We start from the raw sequence: 17,257 nt of genomic DNA, 5'->3' as shown, positions 1-17,257 counted from the left end.
CCGGGGACGCACGGTGGACCGGCCCGAAGGCCAGTCGCCGGCCGGTCGCGCGGTTGTGCTGCGCGGCACGGGTCAGCACGGGTTTTGTAGGCTCCGCGCCATGTTCTCAATCGATGGAGATGGCGAGCTGCGTCGGTTGGCTGACGATCCCGCACTCTCGCCCCCCGGCGCGGCACGGCGGATCGGCGCCGGGCTCGTCGGGGCAGAGTCGACTGGTGAAGAATGAGCGAGAGCATTGCCGGAAAGCTCACCCTCACCGACCGGTATGTCGGTCCGCGGGGCCCCGGCCGCACCATCGCGGTCGCCGGCTTCGTCGACATGCTCGGTGTCGGTCTGCACCTGAGCCTTCTTCCCCTCTTCCTGGTCACGTTCGCGGGCGTGACCCCGGCCCAGGTGGGGCTCGTCGTCAGCGTGTCCGGCGCGGCGGCGTTCCTCGCTCCGTACCTTGCCGGACACATCAGCGACCGCGTCGGCCCGCTGCCGGTGTGGCGCGTGGCCGTGGCGCTCCGGATGGTGGGCTACGGCCTGTTCATCTTCATCGACTCGGTGTGGAGCTACGGCCTGCTGGCTCTCATCCTCACGCCCCTGGACCGCGCGACGGGAAACGCGCAGTTGTCCTACCTGATCGCGAAGTTCGACCCGGATGCCCGGAACGTGACGATGGCGGCAGTGCGCTCGTGCCGCAACGCGGGCCTGTCCATCGGCCTGCTGGTGTCCTCCGTGTTCATCGCCGTCGGCAGCAAGCAGGCATACCAGGCGGCCTTCCTGGTCAACGCCCTCAGCTTCCTGCTGCTTCTCGGCGCCCTCTCCCGCCTGCCCGCGGTGCTGCCCCCCGGGCCGGATTCACCGTCCGGCGCGCCGGCCGAGGCGCCCCCGGCAACTCGCAGTCCCTGGACCGACCGGCGTTACCTCACCCTGACTCTCGGCGACGCCCTGATGTCGGTCCACACCACGGTCCTGTTCATCGTCTTCCCGTTGTGGATGGCCGCACAGCCGCACCTGCCCACCGAACTGGTGGGTGTCCTGCTCGCCCTCAACTCTGTCGCCACCGTGCTGCTCCAGCCCCTGCTGTCGGAGCATGGCGTCGGACTGCGCAATGCCGCGCGGTTGATCCGACTGGCAGGGTTGTCGCTCGTCGCCGCGGGTGCCCTGTTCTGGGCGGCGAGCCTCACGGATGCCCGTCTCATAGCCATCGTTCTGCTGGTCCTGGCGATGCTCTCGCTCACCCTGGGTGAGAACGTGCACGAGGTGGCCGTGTTCGAGGCCTGTCACCGGCTGGCCCCGGACGCCGCCATGGGTCGTTATCTCGGCGTGTTCAACCTCGGCGACGCGGCTCAGCGCGTCGTCGGGCCGTACGCCCTCACCGCGCTGCTGGTCGCATCTCCCGCAGGCTGGGGCGCCTTCATAGTATTGACCGGCCTGGGCTCGGCCGTCGTGCTGCGATCGATCGGAGAAAAGAGATGAGCGGATCAGAGCGTCACGTCCTGGTGGTTGGGGGTGGAAACGGCGCCTTCCGGAGCAGGCCGGAAACCCGCACCACGTTCGTCACGTTGCGCGAGCTGCTGGCGAAGTTCCGGACCCCGAAACTGGACCATCACCGGAGGGTCGTCGTCATCCAGGGTGACGAGCCCGAGGATCTGGTGGTCGACCTGGTCAGCAGGATCCACGCGGTGGACCCGTTCGACGCGGTCGCCTGCCTGGGGGAGCCGCTCACGATGCTGGCCTCCCGGATGGCCGCCGCGTTCGGGCTTCCTGGCGTGCCCCGGCCCGAGGTCACCGAGCTGATCGTCGACAAGGAGGCCATGCGCGTACGCCTGATCGAGGCGGGCGTCGAAGAGATCCGGGGTCGGACGGTCGACAGCGCCGAGGAACTCGCCGACGTGGTTCGCGCGGGAGCGGCGGGCGCGACGTGGATCGTGAAGCCGGTCGCCGGCGCCGGCAGCCTCGGCGTGTCGCAGGTGACCGCCGAGAGCGACCTCGCCGCCGCGTTCGAGCGGTCCTCGAACCAGGACTCGGTGATCCATCCCGACCGCCACAAGCTGCGCGTGCTCGTGGAGCCCTTCCTGTTCGGGCCGCAGTTCAGCGTGGAGGCCGTCACCCAGGACGGCGTCACGACGGTCCTGGCGATCACCAAGAAGTACTCGGACCCGGACACCATGGTCGAGTTCGGCCACGTCGTACCCGCTCCGCTCTCCGAGGACGACAGCGAGGCCATCCACGCGCACGTGGTGAAGGTGCTCCAGGCCCTCGGGGTGACCGACAGCGTCACGCACACCGAGGTCGTCCTCACCGCGGACGGGCCCCGGATCCTGGAGACCCACACGCGGATGGGGGGCGACGACATCGGGGAGATGGCCTCGCTCGTGAGCGGTGTGGACATCTCGGCGGCTTCGATCGAGCTCGTCCTCGGGGAATCCGTACACGATCGACTGGCGAACGCCAAGCCGAGCGGCAAGTGCGAGGCGATCTGGTTCGTCGCCTCTCCGGAGGCGGGGATCTTCGCCGGGCTCGACGGGGTCAGGGCCGCCCAGGCGCTGGACCCGTCCATCCAGGTCACCGAGCTGATCGAGGTCGGCGAACCGGTGGAGCTGTTGGCGAGCTCGGACTCCCGGGTCGCCCAGGTGCGGGCGAGCGCCTCCAGCGCGGACGAGGCGGTGGCGCTGGCCAGGCAGGCGGCGGCAAAGCTCACCCTGCGTATCGCCCGCGGTGTTCCCGCCGAGGTCGGCGCCACGAAGACCGTGTGAACGACGGCGCGGAAGGAACTCCGGTCAGCAGACGCTCCGCAGGGACCGCCTGCTGACCGGGGCGGCCCGCCCGACCGGACCGGTCATTCGACCTCGACCCGGTACGCCCTCTCCATGTCCTCCGCGACCGACACCAGCTCGTCCTCCGAGTCGGCACCGATGACCAGCATGACGCACCACGCGGACGGGTGATGGACCTCGATCTCGTCGCCGATGCCGTGGACGACAGACGCCCCGAGGACGTGCGGATGGGCCAGCAGGTCGTCGCGGTCGGGCAGGACCGTGATGCGACCCGACCGCGGCGGAGCGACGTTCATCATGCCGACGTAGCGGAAGCGGCCGCGCCGGAAGGCCAGGTCGCCGGGATCGCCGCCCACCAGCTCGTGGGCCCACGCGTCGCGCACGTCCACGCCGCAGTGGGCGGCGACCATCTCGGAGATGTTGCCCCCGCCGATGCGCGACGCCATCTCCGTCAGGACGATGCGTTCGGTGCCCTTCTCGAGGAAGACCTCCAGATGGGTGGCCCCGCTGGTGATGCCGAAGGCCTGGTTGAGGCGGACGTTGTAGTCGAGCAGGCGGGCGTGCAGCCCCTGGAAGTCCTCCTCGGGAAGCACGATCGAGCCGTTGAGCCCGCCGGACATCCACTGCTGCAACAACGGCTTGAAGTAGCGGCTCACGCAGAACAGCCAGGGACGGTTGTCCCGCCACACCGCATCCACGTGCAGCTCGACACCCTCGATGTACTCCTCCGCCACCAGGTGGTGCGAGGTGAGGTCGTCCTCGAACTGATAGTCCTTGAGCACCTCCGCCAACTGCTCGCGGCTGTCCACCTTGACGGTGGACGAGGCGCCCCAGCCGTTCGCCGGCTTGACCACCAGCGGCAGGCCCACCGCACGCACCACCGCGTCGAGGTCGGCGTCGCGGCCGGCGTCGGGCAGGGACTGGAACCGTGGTGTGGCCAGTCCCTCGCGCTGCGCGTGCAGCTTCATCAGGCGCTTGTCACGACTGTTGGCGGCCGCCTGGAGCGAGAATCCGGGGACGCCGAGAAAGCTCGCCAGATAGCCGGCGGCGTACTGTGTGTGTTCGGTGGCGCTGGCGATACGGTCGATGGTGATCCCGCCGACGATCAAATCCGCCGCGACGGCGCTCAACTCTTCCGTCGAGTCGTAGGATTCAATTCGATAGATCTTCTCGAAGCGTTCTTCGGCGCGCTTGGGAAGCTTCTGTGCCTCGCTGTGGGTGAGCACCGCGTAGATCCGGGCGTCGCGCGCCAACAACGGCGCGGACCAGTAGCCGCTGTATCGAAGCAGCAGCACGTTCATCGACACTTGTGTGCGCCCTTCCGGGTCCCCGTCGTGACAGGCAGCAGAGTAGTCGACGCCCATGCGGTGGGCTACCCCTGACCTGCGGGGCCGGCGCGCGCGCCCGACCTTGACACGCTGGTGGCGAAGGAGAATTCTCTGTCACGCTCCAGGACTAGACCGATCGGGGATCGCAACAGATGAATGGTTACGTGCCGCGCGAGATCGAGCCTGTCTGGATCGGGCGCTGGCGGGCCGACGCGCTGTTCCGGGCCGATGTTGACGCAACGCGACCGACCTATTCCGTCGTGTTGCCGGCACCCAGCGTGAATTCGCGGCTGCACACCGGTCACCTCGCCTGGTGCCTACTGCAGGATTCGCAAGTGCGATACCGGCGGATGCTGGGACACGAGGTGCTCTGGCTCCCGGGTTTCGATCACGCGGCGATCGCCACCCAACAGGCTCTCGAGGCGCGGCTGCGGGACGAGGGCCTCACGAAGGAGCAGATCGGGCGGGCGGAGTTCGACCGCCGCGTGCGCCAGTGGTACGACGAGGGCATCCAGGTCCTGCGGTCGCAACTCGAACAGTTCGGGTGCGCGCTGGACTTCAGCCGATTCCGGTTCACCGTCGACGACCACGCGCGCCGGGCCATGCGGCACGCCTTCGTGCAGTTGTGGGAGAAGGGCCTGATCAGTCGTGGGCTGCGGGTCGTGAACTGGTGCGTGGCGTGCCAGGCGTCGATCTCGGACATGGAGGTCCAGTCCCAGCAGGGAACGCGGGCCGCGCACGTCGTGCGATGCGCGGCGGTCGGCGGGAGCAGCGTGGACGTCGTGGTGCCCCGACCCGAACTCCTCGAGGCCTGTGCAGCGGTGGCGGTGCACGCGGACGCGGACCTGATCGGCTCCTCGCTGGTGCTGCCGGTGACCGGAAAGGCGGTGCCGGTCGTGGCGGACCCCGGCATGAAGCCGGAGCAGGGAGCACGGGCGGTGCTGCCGGCCCACTCCGCGGCCGACTGGGAGATCGGGCACCGACACGGCCTGACCACCGTGGTGGGGCTGACGCCCGACGGCACCATCGCCGCGGACACGGGTTCGCCGCTGGCGGGCCTGCCCGCCGCACGCGGCCGGGAACTGCGCCTGCGTGAACTGGCCACCGCCGGGCACCTGCTGGCGTCGCAGGAGGTCACGGCCCCGATTCCGCACTGCGACAGCTGCGGCGGCGAGCTGGAGGAACTGGCTCGGCCCCAGTGGTTCCTGGAGATGGGCAAGTTCGTCGAGCGGGCCCGGACGGCGGACGTCAACTGGCATCCCGAACGGTACGCGGCGGTCTACGACGAGTGGCTCAGCGGCATGCGTGACTGGTGCCTGAGCCGTCAGCTGTGGCATGGCGAGCCCATCCCGGTCTACACCTGCTCCCAGGACCACGTCAGCGCGGCCGTCGAACCTCCCACCCGCTGTGCGACGTGTGGTGACGACACCCTGCGCCCGGAGACCGACGTGCTGGACACCTGGTTCTCCGCGGCCATCTGGCCGTTCGTCGCGCTGGGTTGGCCCGACGACACCCCCGAGTTCCGCCAGTTCTATCCGACGGACCTGACCGTCGGCGGACGGTCGATCATCGGCATCGGGCTGAGCCGGATGATCATCCTCGGTCTCGAGTTCACGGGAGAGGTGCCTTTCCGCGACATCCTGGTGCCGGGCACCGTCCACTCACCTGCCGGCCGGCAGGTGACCAGCCACAAGGGCCACAAGCTCGACGCTGACGAGATCATCGACGAGCTCGGCGCGGACGCCCTGCGGGCGTGGCTCGCGGAAGTCACGCTGGCCGGTGACCGGGCCCGGTTCAACCGGGGAAAGATCAGCGGTTACCACCGGCTCCTGTCCCGGCTCTGGAAGGTGGCGGAACAGCTCTCGCCGGAGGCTGCCGCGGGGGCCGGCGACGAGCCGCCCGCCGGACTGGTCGACCGCTGGCTGCTGGCCCGGTTGACGACGCTCGTCGACCAGGTGACCACCGGCCTGGAGCAGATGCGACCCCACGACGCCATCCGGGCCTGCCAGGCGTTCGTCACCGGGGACCTGTTCGACCGGTACTGCGTTCTCGCCGAACCGCGCCTCCGGCAGGCCGACCCGGCGGCACACCAGACCCTGCTGCGCTGTCTCGATGTGCTGATCCGGCTGCTGCATCCGTTCACCCCGTTCATCACCGAGCAGATGTGGCAACGGCTGCCCGGCGATCGCGGCTACCTCCTGCGGGCGCAGTGGCCGGCGCGGGGCCTGTACGTCCACGCCGACGCGGAGCGGGACATGGCGTTGGCGGAGGCGTACGTGGGGGAGGTCCGGCGGCTGCGTGGCGCGGTCGGCGGGGATGGCGGGCGCCTGGTGGTGCAGGGGCGGCTTCCCCAGGAGGCCGTCCAGGTCATCTCGCAGCTCGCCGACGTCGAGGTCGTCGAGCAGGACCGCCCGGGCGAGGGCATTCCGGTGCCCGGGCTGGACGCGTGGCTGCAGGTGCAGGCGGCCAAGCCGCTCGGGGACGCACAGTGGCTGGTCGAGCGGCGGGACCGGCTCACGGCGCTGCTGGCCGACCCGAAGTTCACCGGGCGCGCCCCGGCCGAGGTGGTGGCCGCGCAGCGGGCCAAGCTCGCCGAGACGGAGGCGGCGCTGGCGGCCCTGACCGGCTCGCTGCACGCCGCGTCGGTCGGATGACGAGGGCTGGCGCGGACGACATGGCGGGCTGACCACGACCTCGCGGGGACGGGTGCGCGGTCCGACGGGCCGCTGCCGGAATGGATGAGGACGATCCTCCCGCGGTGGTGGGCCCGACCGGTTCGCCCCCGGGCGGACGGTGCGGCGGCCATGCGTGGCAGACGGCCGTCCCGACCCCCTGGTACCGCGCCAGCTCAGGTGGCGTCCAGGCCGCCCACTGAGCCGTTGGAGCCCCCTGGTCCGACTGCTAAAGTCCCCGGCCATGACGAACCTGACGACAGAGGTCCTGGAGTCGGCGCGGCACGTGCTCAACCGGGCCGATCTCGACGACCCCGACGCGGACCTGTCCGAGTTCGGGATGGATTCGCTGCTCACGGTGGCGTTCATGGTCGACCTGGAGACCCGGTTCAAGGTCCGTTTCCCGGCGGAGCTCGTCGCGGCGTCGACGTTCCGGACGCCCCGGGCGGCTTCGCAGGCACTCCAGTCCCTGCAGAGCGCCTCCTGAGGTCAGGTGTCCGAGCCTCGACGGGTCCTCGCACCCTTCCCGTTCGCCGCACAGGGAGCGCCGTGAATCACCCATCCCGTCGGAAGACGATCATCGGTATGGTCCACCTGGCGCCGCTGCCGGGCACACCCTTCCACCGGAACGGAAGCCTCCCGGAGATCGTCTCCCGAGCTGTCGCCGCGGCGCGGGCCCTCGACGAGGGAGGCGCGGACGGCTGCCTCGTGCAGACCGCGGACCGGGTCTACACGACGAGGGACGCCAGCGACCCCGCCCGCGTGGCCGCGATGAGTCTCGTCGTGCAGGCGGTCGTCGAGGCCACCCGCGACGGGTTCGACGTCGGCGTCCACATGCTTCGCAACGATCTGACCGCCTCGCTGGCGGTCGCCCAGGTCGCCGGTGGGACGTTCATCCGGGCGGGCGCCTTCATCGGCCGCACCGAGACGGTCCACGGCCTGGTCGAGCCGGACCCGGTGGCCGCCCTGGAGTACCGCGCCAAGATCGGCGCCGAGTCCGTGGCGATCATCGCCGATGTGCACTCGATGCACTTCCGCGCCATCGATCAGGCCAAGTCGGTCGGCGAGGTCGCCAAGAACGCCCGCCTCTCAGGCGCGGCGGCGGTCGCCGTGGGCGCACCGGATCCGGCCGCCACCCTGCGGCTGCTGGCCGACGTACGCACCGTCGACCCCGCAGCGCGGGTGTTCCTGGCCGGTTACACCAACCACGACAACGTCGCCGCCCTCATCCGGGAGGCAGACGGCGCGTACGTCGGCGGCTGCCTGGAGCGCGGGAGCGGCGTCGTCGACGTCGAACTCGTCAAGAGATTCATCCACACGGTGCGCAGCGTCGAGCAGGAGTGACCCGATGGAACCCGAAGTGTTGTTGCGGCAGGTCAGCTGCCTGCGGGAAGACTTGAGCGCGATGGTCCCGGCGGTCTCCGAGCGCCTCGCCGGCATCCTTGCCGCCGACGACCCGGCCGACTACGAGTCCGTCATCCTGACCGGCGACGGGGACTCCCACCACGCGGGGCTCGCGACGGCCCTGGCGTACGAGACCTTCGCGGGCCTCACCTGCGACGCCATCAGCGCGCTCGAACTGCTCGAGTACGCCACCGGGCGGGTGGAACGGGCCGGACCCGGCCGGACCCTGGTGATCGCCGCGTCGGCTTCCGGGGCCACGGAACGGGTCGTACAGGTGCTGGAGCGCGCCAGCAAGCTCGGCGCCCGCACCCTGGCCATCACGGCGACACCCGGTTCGCCCGTGACACGGGTGGCCGACGACCACGTGGCGTTCGCGCTCCCCGGCAACGAGCGGTCCCCCGGCATGCGCACCTACCAGGTCAGCGTGACGACCATGCTGCTGGCCGCGATCCGGCTCGGCGAGGTGCGCGCACGCCTCGACCCCGCCGCCGCGGACCGGCTCCGCGCGGAGCTCTCCGCGTCGGCCGACGCCATCGCGGACACGGCCGGGATGCTGAGTGCCCCCTGCCAGGACATCGCCGAGAAGATCGCGCCGGCCTCGGTCGTCGTCGCGGTCGGCAGCGGGCCGAGCCGCGGCTCCGCCTCGTTCGCCGCGGCCAAACTGGTCGAGGCCGCCGGCTGCTTCGCCATCGGGCAGGACGCCGAGGAGTGGTGCCACGTCGAGCGGTTCGCCGCCCCTCGCGACATGCCCATGCTGGTGTTCGCGCCGGCCGGGCGGGCTCAGTGGTGCGCCAACGCGGCGGGTGTACGGGCGTCCACCCTGGGACGCCGGGTCGTGGCCGTGACCCCCGCGGACAACACCGAGCTCGTTCAGGCCGGCTGGCGGCACCTGCCGATGCCGGCCACCCTCCGGGAGGAGTTCTCTCCGCTCGTGTACGGCGTCGTCGGCGGGGTGCTGGCCGCGCATCTCGCGAGGGCGCGTGGGTGGATTCCGTTCCAGGGTGGCGCCCCCGCGCCAGTTGAACAATCGGTGACGCAACCGATTCGCGATGTGTCGTCCAGTGGTCGGAATGGTGACCACAGTTCCCCATCGTAATCAGGTTGCTTCGCTTCGTAGGCGTCGCCGACATCACTCAGACTTCACGCGACAATTCCCGTGAGTGACGGCGCGCTTAGGGCTGCTTCAAATCGGGTGAACCAGACATATTCCGATCTTGCCTCGACCCCGCCGTCCCGGGTACCGTACAGGCCGCCACCGGGCCGCGACATGCCCACTCACTAGGGATTATGCGGACCGTGTCCCTGAACGAACCACGGGGGATCAGGATGGTGCAGGGATACTTCAACGAGAAGCCCGAAGACGCACACGTGAAGTTGCGCGAGGCAATGTTGTGCGGTGAGGTCCTGCCGCCACCGGAAATTCCGACGCTCGATCTCGAATGTGCGGACTTCCCCGGCCGGGGCGGCGACGAGGTCGCCAATTCTCTGCGCCGTGACGGCGTGGCCGTGGTCCAGTTCGACCGGATCCTGTCCAACGCAGCATTCCTGTCGTTCGGTCGGATGCTGGGCGAACCGATGCCGGAATCGCACCCGACGGTGGCCTCCTACGTCGAATCGGACGTCATTCTCAACCTCATCGCGAAACACGACGACACGGCCGATGTGAGCCTGCAGCCCTTCGCGCGGACCTTTCTCTCGGTGCACAGCGAAGGCAGCGGGCGCCCCGTTGCCGAGCAACCCCGGTACATCGTCCTGATGTGCTGCGAGCCGGGGGACGACGCGACGTCGGCGCAGACGGCCCTGGTCTCGATGGCGGAGGTCGCCGCGCGCCTGAGCGACCGCGAGGTGGAGATCCTCAGCCAGACCCGCTACCTGCGCAATCCTGCCGGGCCGAACATCTGCCGCACCGAAGGCGGCCGAACCGTCTTCTCGTTCCGTGACTTCATGGCGGACACCCTCGAGTGGACCTCGACGTGTGAGGATGCCGGGCCCGAAGAGGTCAACGACGCCATACGCAGCCTCCTCGCCGCCGTCTACCAGGGCGACACCGCAGCCGGCGTGCACTGGCGCCGCGGAATGATGGTCCTCATCGACAACACCCACTACTTCCACGCGCGGACGAGCCGGTCGATGAATGCCGTGACACGCAGGCGCCACCTCAAGCGGCTGCGGATCGTCACGTCGTCGCGCCGCTGATCTGCCGATCAATAGGGAATCCAATGCAGCTCTTCGCCACCCCCTCCTCTCCGCGGGTCTTCGACGTGCCCGAAGCCGCTCGCCTGGCGGCGCGCGGGGTCCCCGCCGCGGCCACGGGCTCGGACCGCTTCGACACGCTCGTCGACGAGCGGATGATCGAGGTGTACGCGCGGGCGCAGAACCCCGAGGATCCGCTGGAGCTTCGCGACCTGTGGCTCGGGCGGGTCGAGTGCGAGCTCGGCAAGCACGGGGATCGCACCTGGCAGGCGGAGAAGTGGCGCAGCTCGGCGGTGCGACGCCAGCTCGGCGCGGAGGACGTCCTGCGATCGCGCACCACCGTGCGTTTCGTCAAGGAGCTGTTCAACTGGTACTTCCGGGACGATCTCTACGGCACGCTGCGCGACCAGGCCGAGATCATCCTGTCCGGCGGTTCGGTGGACGAGGAGGCATGGGGGGTCCCCGCGGCCCTGAAGGACTGCATCCGCTACGCGCTGGACCGCGACTGGTACGGCTACTCGGACTCCCGGGGCCGGGAGCCCTCCCGCGAGGCCGTCGCCTGGTACGAGAACTCCCGCATGGAGACGGCGCCCTACTCGGCCGGGAACATCGCCCTGACGCTGGGCGGCACGTTCGCGATGAGTTCCCTCGCCGACTTCCTGCTGCACGAGGCGAAGACGGATGCCCCGGCGCTGTGCGCGGTGCCCAACTACCCGCCGCTGGTCGAGACCATCGCCCGGCGCGGTGCGATCGAGCTCGTCCCGCTCGCCAGCGTCGACGGTCGGACCTCGCTGGAGCCGCTCATCGCGGCGCTGCGCCCGGACACGCCCCTGGTGATGCTGCAGACCGTCGGCAACCCCACGGGCGCCGTCGTCGTCGAGGGCGACCTGGAGCGGCTCATCGACGCCGCCGGCCCCTCGACCATGATCCTGCTCGACGAGTGCCACGAGTGGCTGGGCCCGCTGGAGCGCGTCAGCGCCAAACGCGCCGCGGCCAACGTCATCCGTATCTCCAGCCTGTCCAAGAACTGGTCGGCCCCCGGCCTGAAGACCGGCTGGATCGTCGCGGACGAGCGGCTCATCGCCGACTACTACGAGTACGCCTCGACCACCTTCGGCGGTCCGCCGTCGTTCCTCTACACGCTCATCGAGGTCCTGGCGCGGATGGAGCGCTGGATCATCGAGGGCGTCGACGTCCTCACCGACGCGCACGTCGGTGAGTTCGAGCAGACGTACGCGATGAACCTGCACGGCCTGCAGAAGGCCTATGACGGTTACCGGCACGAGCGCCACGAGCGTGCCGAGGGCCTCACGCTGCTGCGTGATGCCGCCGTCGGTGGCTTCACCCACCCGGGCATGGTGGTGACGCGGCCGCGGTACTCGATCAACATGGCCGTCGAGCTGACCGGCTGGGACGACTCGTACCTCTGCTTCCGCGACATCCTGCGCGACACGGGCGTCTCGGTGCTCCCGGGAATCCTCACCTTCTGCATGTCGAAGGCGGTCGTGCGCGTCACGGCGGCCCGTCGCTGGGACTGCCTGGACGAGGGCATCCAGCGGGTGACCCGCTACCTCGACCAGCGGGACCTGGAAGCCACGCTGATCCCGGCACAGCGGATCGGCTCCTGATGGACGCACCCACCGAAGCGGATCGGGCGCACACCTACCTGGGCACGCCGAGGTCTTCCCTCCTGACCCCGCACCCGACGGTTCTCGCGGCGTTCCTGCACCAGGTCACGGTGCGGCCGGACGCTCCGTACATCACCTTCCTGGCGGGACCGGAGCCGGTCACGCTGAGCTACCGCGACGTCGACCGGGAGAGCCGGCGGATGGCGCGGTGGCTGGCCGGCGCCGGGGTCACCCGCGGTACGCAGGTCTGCTTCTCCCCGTCGAACGACCTGACGTCCGTCGTCACCCTCTACGCGCTGCTGCGCTCCGGCTGTCCCACGCTGCTGACCAACCCGGGCGACCCGGAGTCCCGGGTGCGGCAGCAGGCCGCGCTGCTGGACGTGGACGTGTTCCTGCGCGGTCCCCGGACCGTCCACGGCATCGGCGTCGACGTGCCCGATCCGGCCTCCCTTCCCGCCACGCTGCCCGAAGGGCCGGGCGACGCCGAACTCGACCCGCACGCCGCGGCCTTCTTCTTCGGCACGTCGGGGTCGACCGCCGCGTCCAAGATCGTCACCCAGTCCCACTACAACGGCGTGGTCAACGCGTACGCGCTCATCCGGCACCACGGGCTCACACCGGACGACCGGCTGCTCGGCTGCCTGCCGGTGCACCACGTGAACGGTCTGCACTTCACCGTCTTCGGTGTCGCGGTCGCCGGCGCCCACGTCGTGCTCGACGCCGAGTTCGATCCGTTCCGCTACCCGGGTCTGCTGCAGACCTACCGGCCGCGCATCGCGAGCATCGTCCCGAGCATCGTGGAGGTGCTCGCGCAGACGTGGCGCCTGGCCGAGCCGCCCGCCGGGCTCGACTACGTCGTCACGGCCGCCGCGCCGCTGACCGCCTCGGCCGCGAGGACGTTCGTCGAGCGCACCGGGGTCCGCGTCCTGCAGGGGTACGGCCTGACGGAGACCACCAACTTCTCCACCACCGTGCCGCCCGACGTCGACGACGAGACCTACCGGCGTTTCCTGCTGGACTGCGAGATTCCCTCCGTCGGGACGCCCCTGTTCGGCAACGAGGTCCGCATCCTGCGCGAGAACGGGTCGTTCGCCGGGCCGGGTGAGGTGGGCGAGATCTGCATGCGCGGGCACAACGTCATGACGGAGTACGCCGCCAATCCGGAGGCCACCGCGGAGGCGTTCGCCGGCGGCTGGTTCCACTCGCAGGACATGGGCTTCGAGACGCACGACGCGGCGGGACGACCGTACGTGACGATCACCGGCCGCGTGAAGAACATCGCCAAGGTCCGCGGTGAGGCGGTCTCCCTCGACGAGATGGACCGGGTCCTGCGTGCCATGGCGCCGGTGCGCGACGCCGCGTGCGTCTCGGTTCCGGACCGGTACCTCGGCGAGAAGATCATCGCAGCCGTCGTGTGGGCCCCCGGCGTCGGCGCGCAGGAGGTCGACCTTCGCGCGGCCCTGCGCGAGCACTTCGCGGAGAGCCTCCTGCCCGCCCAGGTCGTGCACCTCGACGCCATCCCGCGGACGCCCACGGGCAAGGTGTTGCGTCCGCAGCTCCGCGAGATCCTGCCGACCCTCGGCTGACGGCCGTTCAGACCGTGGCGGTGACGGGCGGGTCCAGCGGCAGCTCGAGGTAGACCCAGCGGCGGGTGTCGTCGGCATGCACCGGCCCCCGCTGCTGGAACCCCAGGCGCTCCAGCAACTGCCGCGTGCCCACGAGATCCGGATTCGCCTCGCACCGCAGCACGGACGCGCCGAGCGCCTGCGCCTCCTCGATCGCCCGACGCAACGCCTGCACGCCCACCAGAGACCCGGCCGCGGCGGCTTCGGCGCCCACGGCCAGCCGCTGAAGGTACAACGGACGCGGCGACGGCTCGTACCCGGCGGCGGCCACGTCGAACGCAGCAGTCTCGGTCAGCGTGAACATGGCGATCGGACCGGCGTCGCCGGAGAGAACCCGAACCGCCCCCGCCTCCACCAGCCGACGAGTCGTCTCCGGCCGCCGTGCCGGAGCACGGGTGCCGGTCTTCGCCGCCTGGTACGCGTCACTCTCACACAGCAGCGCGTGCACCGCCTCCGCGTCGACCGCGGGCATCCAGCCGTGAGGCTGGCTCACCGGCGTACGACCGTCATCCGGTCCCGGGAGTCGATCGGCATGTGCGGCACCCCGAAGGCGAGGATCTCGAACGGCTCGTCGACCTTCTTGTTCGTCTTCACACCGTGGGCGAAATTCGCCGGAACGTACACCGAGTCGCCCTCGACCATGTCGTAGTCGACGCCATCCACGTGGATGAACCCACGAGCCTTGAGCACGTACAGGATGTGCGCACCCGGATGCGTGTGCAGCTCGAACTCCGCACCCGGATCCATGATGATGCGGTCGACACCGACCTCGGCCCCCGACTCGATCAACTCCGCGGCACCCGGCACCCCGGAAATACCGTCGAGCACACTGCCGTCAGAGTGCAGCAGCTTGAGGCTCTGCCCGGTCGACAGATTCTGGATGTGCCGCTGCGGGTCGAATTGCGACTGCACCTGCTGTCCCCTCTTCGCATTCGTGCGCACCAACGGGTGTCGGCGGGCTACAGACCGTGACGCACGAGATCGGTTGACAATCAATTATTAGCGTTCCCGGCGCCGGCAATCAGGATGTTACATGACCATGAACAGCATGAACATCGCGTCCGTCGGCCCCACTGTTGATGCCCGTAGGGGCCCCTGATTGGGGCATCCCGCACAACGGTGCGAATTCCTCCTCAGGCGTGGCGACGCCGATCTCCCCGCCGGCGCTGGCGCCCCTCAGCCGGTCACCGGACGCGGCCGGGTCGAGCGGGCCGGGTCAGGCGGCGGACTGTTCGTCCTCGCCGGTCCAGTCGGGGGCCTCGGCGACCGCCGGAGCCAACCCCGACGGGGTGGGGTAGTCGAGGATGTCGAGCAGGTCGACGTCCTTGCCCAGTTCCGCACGGATCAGGGCCCGGATCCGCACCGCGGTCAGCGACGTGCCGCCGAACTCCACGAAGTCGCTGTCCGCGTCGAGCGTGTCGTTCTTCAGTGCCGTCTGCCAGATGGTGACCAGACGTGCGGTGAGATCACCGGACATGGGCTTCCCCTTACCTCGTGCTCATCGGTTCAGTGACACGGCGACGCTGGTCAGCCGGGACAGTTGGGCGCCCCGGCCGACCTTCGCCTCGAGGCTGCCACGGCCGAGCACCAGCCGGCGCACGCCAGCGGCGATGGCGCGCCGCAGCGGTTCGTAGACGACCAGGTTGAAGTACGTGAAGGTGCCCTCGGTCCGCGCGTAGTCACAGCCCCAGCAGCGCAGCCGCCACACCTCGCCCTGCCGCCAGGCGACGGTGAACGCGACCGGGTCGTGCCCCTGCGGGTCGTCCTCGCCGAACACCGCCAGGCAGGTCGTCTGGTCCCCCACCGACTTCGCGATGCTCAGCAGGTAGTTCGCGTAGTCCTCGACGTCGCCGGTCTTGCCGTACTTCAGCTCGACGTTGCGCAGCAACGGAGCCAACTGCTCGTACCGGGTCAGCAGGTCCACCTCGACGATCCGCAGGCCGGTCTCCTGGAACCGTCGTTGCTCCTGGCGGATTGCCGCCCGCCGGCCGCGTGACTGCGCCCCAAGGTATTCGTCGAACGAGTCGAACGTGATCGGGACGAACGGCTCCACCGTCTCCACCAGCACCGGGTCGTGCTCGGCGAGCAGCGGCACCACGTCGGCCAACAGCTCGGCGTCCAGGAGCGGGAAACACGCGAAGTCGAGGCGGTCGGACTCCTCGGTCACCAGCCGCCAGGCCTCGCGCACCAGGGCCGCCCGCACCGGACCGGGCTCGACGGTGGGATCCACCGCGACCAGCCCCGGCGCACGCCCGAGGGAACCGAGGTAGCAGCCCGTACGCCAGCCCCGGGCGGCTTTCGACCCGTCGAGCACCAACCCGGGATGGGGCGCCACCGTGTACGGCCGCGCCACCGGGTAGACGGGGAGCAGTCCGATCGGGATCCCCGGTCGGTCGCCGTCGACGACGACGTACCGCGCGGACTGACCGGCCTCCGCGAGGGCCCGTTCCGCCCGAACGAGTTCCCGCCGGTCCGCTTCACCCAGCAGCGCCGGGCCCTCAGCGTCGGAGGCTCTGACCACCTCGGGCAGAGCAACTGTTACACGGGCATTACGAGGCTGCGACATTATGCACGATGCTAGACTCCGCCACTATTAGTGTCAATCACGGCGCAGACGCCATTCGGCAGCGCGGACGGTGCGCCGGAGGGCGCCCCGCTCAGTAATTGACGAACGTACCGACCGGCATTTCGACCGGCGCATCAGCGAGTCTCGAAACAACGGTGTGCGGACGTCTCGATGCAGCGGTTCGCATCCGCGGCGGAATGGACGGCTGAACCGGATCCACGATGGTCCGGCCCGTCTCCGCTCTCCACCGGTCGTCTCGTCGCGCGCCATGTCCATGCCGTTCAGGTCCCGAATTCCAGGGTCCCGTCGGCGCGCCCCCGGGTGACCACCCGCTTGATCGACACCGTGGCCAGGGCCAGCCATCCGACGCCGACGAGCACCTCGAACACGAGGTGCCGGACCACGTCGGACCAGGTGCCGCCGGCGAGGACGGCGCGGATCGCCTGCAGCCCGTTGGTCAACGGGAACAGGTGCAGTAGCGGCTGCAGCCAGCTGGGCCAGAACGAGATCGGGACGTTGACCCCGCAGAACGCCATGATGGGCAGGTAGCCGATGTTCACCGCGATCACCTGGAGGCTGCGGTAGCGCACCGCGAGACCCGCCAGGAAGCAGCCGTAGCAGTAGCAGCAGATCCCGACGACGGGAATCAGAGCCGCGGCCACCAGCGCCTCCGGCCACGGCAGTGGGACCCCCAGCAACGGCGGCAGCAGCGACCACCCGATCAGCGAGCTGGCGATGCCGCTGGCCAGCCAGTGCAGGCCCCGCCCCAGGTACACCGGTACGTGACTGGTCGGCGCGATCGCCAACAGGGGCAGGGTGCCCAGCCGGCGCTCGTTCGCCATCGTCAGCACGACGATCATCGACTCCAGGCAGGACAAGGCGACGAGGTTGCCCACCAGAACGAAGCGCATCGTGCCCTCGTCCGCGACGAACCGGCCGATCATGGCGAAGAACGTCACCTGGGTCAGCAGCCGCGCCACCCAGCCGAAGAGCCAGGTACGCCAGGTGTGGACCGCGCGCATCTCCCTGATCGAGAAGAGCAGCGACTGGTATCCGAGGCGCAACCACCCGGACAT

The 17,257-nt window shown here is 69.9% G+C and carries 15 protein-coding genes; 9 read left to right on the top strand and 6 right to left on the bottom strand.

Translation table 11 applies throughout. The features are described 5' to 3' along the window. The first annotated feature begins 222 nt into the window (after positions 1-222). Positions 223-1,464, top strand: a complete 1,242-nt coding sequence (locus V6U77_RS09230) for an MFS transporter (protein WP_334605826.1) — start codon at positions 223-225, stop codon at positions 1,462-1,464. An 86-nt stretch (positions 1,465-1,550) separates the two neighbouring features. Beyond that, entirely contained in the window at positions 1,551-2,744 is a 1,194-nt protein-coding gene (locus V6U77_RS09225; protein ID WP_334605825.1) for an ATP-grasp domain-containing protein, read from the top strand. Between the two features lie 83 nt (positions 2,745-2,827). Here V6U77_RS09225 and V6U77_RS09220 read toward each other — a convergent pair whose 3' ends face one another. Beyond that, positions 2,828-4,129, bottom strand: coding sequence for an ATP-grasp domain-containing protein (locus V6U77_RS09220; protein WP_334605824.1), 1,302 nt, complete (start codon positions 4,127-4,129; stop codon positions 2,828-2,830). 116 nt (positions 4,130-4,245) lie between these two features. On the opposite strand from V6U77_RS09220, the gene V6U77_RS09215 reads away from it, so the two are divergent. The 7 genes from V6U77_RS09215 to V6U77_RS09185 all read left to right on the top strand — a co-directional run bounded on the left by V6U77_RS09215 (position 4,246) and on the right by V6U77_RS09185 (position 13,576). Continuing rightward, positions 4,246-6,747 (top strand): class I tRNA ligase family protein, encoded by a 2,502-nt coding sequence (locus tag V6U77_RS09215; protein WP_334605823.1) that lies wholly within the window; start codon positions 4,246-4,248, stop codon positions 6,745-6,747. Between the two features lie 262 nt (positions 6,748-7,009). After that, a complete protein-coding gene (locus tag V6U77_RS09210; RefSeq protein WP_334605822.1) occupies positions 7,010-7,252 on the top strand; it encodes an acyl carrier protein in 243 nt (80 codons plus the stop codon). Between the two features lie 62 nt (positions 7,253-7,314). Continuing rightward, positions 7,315-8,109 (top strand): BtpA/SgcQ family protein, encoded by a 795-nt coding sequence (locus V6U77_RS09205; protein WP_334605821.1) that lies wholly within the window; start codon positions 7,315-7,317, stop codon positions 8,107-8,109. 4 nt (positions 8,110-8,113) lie between these two features. Next, positions 8,114-9,265, top strand: a complete 1,152-nt coding sequence (locus V6U77_RS09200) for an SIS domain-containing protein (protein ID WP_334605820.1) — start codon at positions 8,114-8,116, stop codon at positions 9,263-9,265. Positions 9,266-9,465: 200 nt separating this feature from the next. Continuing rightward, positions 9,466-10,365: a TauD/TfdA family dioxygenase gene (locus tag V6U77_RS09195; protein ID WP_334605819.1), complete on the top strand. Its 900-nt coding sequence runs from the start codon at positions 9,466-9,468 to the stop codon at positions 10,363-10,365. A gap of 23 nt (positions 10,366-10,388) precedes the next feature. Then, a complete protein-coding gene (locus V6U77_RS09190) occupies positions 10,389-11,990 on the top strand; it encodes a pyridoxal phosphate-dependent aminotransferase (protein ID WP_334605818.1) in 1,602 nt (533 codons plus the stop codon). Continuing rightward, the gene (locus V6U77_RS09185; RefSeq protein WP_334605817.1) at positions 11,990-13,576 is read left to right on the top strand and encodes a class I adenylate-forming enzyme family protein; all 1,587 of its coding nucleotides are present in this window, start codon (positions 11,990-11,992) and stop codon (positions 13,574-13,576) included. Before V6U77_RS09190 ends, V6U77_RS09185 begins: the two co-directional genes overlap by 1 nt. Before the next feature lie 7 nt (positions 13,577-13,583). Here V6U77_RS09185 and V6U77_RS09180 read toward each other — a convergent pair whose 3' ends face one another. The 5 genes from V6U77_RS09180 to V6U77_RS09160 all read right to left on the bottom strand — a co-directional run bounded on the left by V6U77_RS09180 (position 13,584) and on the right by V6U77_RS09160 (position 17,257). After that, positions 13,584-14,108, bottom strand: a complete 525-nt coding sequence (locus V6U77_RS09180) for a hypothetical protein (RefSeq protein ID WP_334605816.1) — start codon at positions 14,106-14,108, stop codon at positions 13,584-13,586. Continuing rightward, the gene (locus V6U77_RS09175; RefSeq protein WP_334605815.1) at positions 14,105-14,527 is read right to left on the bottom strand and encodes a cupin domain-containing protein; all 423 of its coding nucleotides are present in this window, start codon (positions 14,525-14,527) and stop codon (positions 14,105-14,107) included. The genes V6U77_RS09180 and V6U77_RS09175 overlap by 4 nt, the downstream gene beginning before the upstream one ends. A 304-nt stretch (positions 14,528-14,831) precedes the next feature. After that, a complete protein-coding gene (locus tag V6U77_RS09170) occupies positions 14,832-15,092 on the bottom strand; it encodes an acyl carrier protein (protein ID WP_334605814.1) in 261 nt (86 codons plus the stop codon). A 21-nt stretch (positions 15,093-15,113) separates the two neighbouring features. After that, a complete protein-coding gene (locus V6U77_RS09165; protein WP_334605813.1) occupies positions 15,114-16,136 on the bottom strand; it encodes a peptidogalycan biosysnthesis protein in 1,023 nt (340 codons plus the stop codon). Between the two features lie 326 nt (positions 16,137-16,462). After that, entirely contained in the window at positions 16,463-17,257 is a 795-nt protein-coding gene (locus V6U77_RS09160) for an ABC transporter permease (RefSeq protein ID WP_334605812.1), read from the bottom strand.

It is taken from the genome of Micromonospora sp. CPCC 205546 (assembly GCF_036902715.1).
Taxonomy (GTDB): Bacteria; Actinomycetota; Actinomycetes; order Mycobacteriales; family Micromonosporaceae; genus Micromonospora.
The sequence above is the reverse complement of the archived record's forward strand: the minus strand, read 5'-3'. Positions and strand labels throughout refer to the sequence as shown.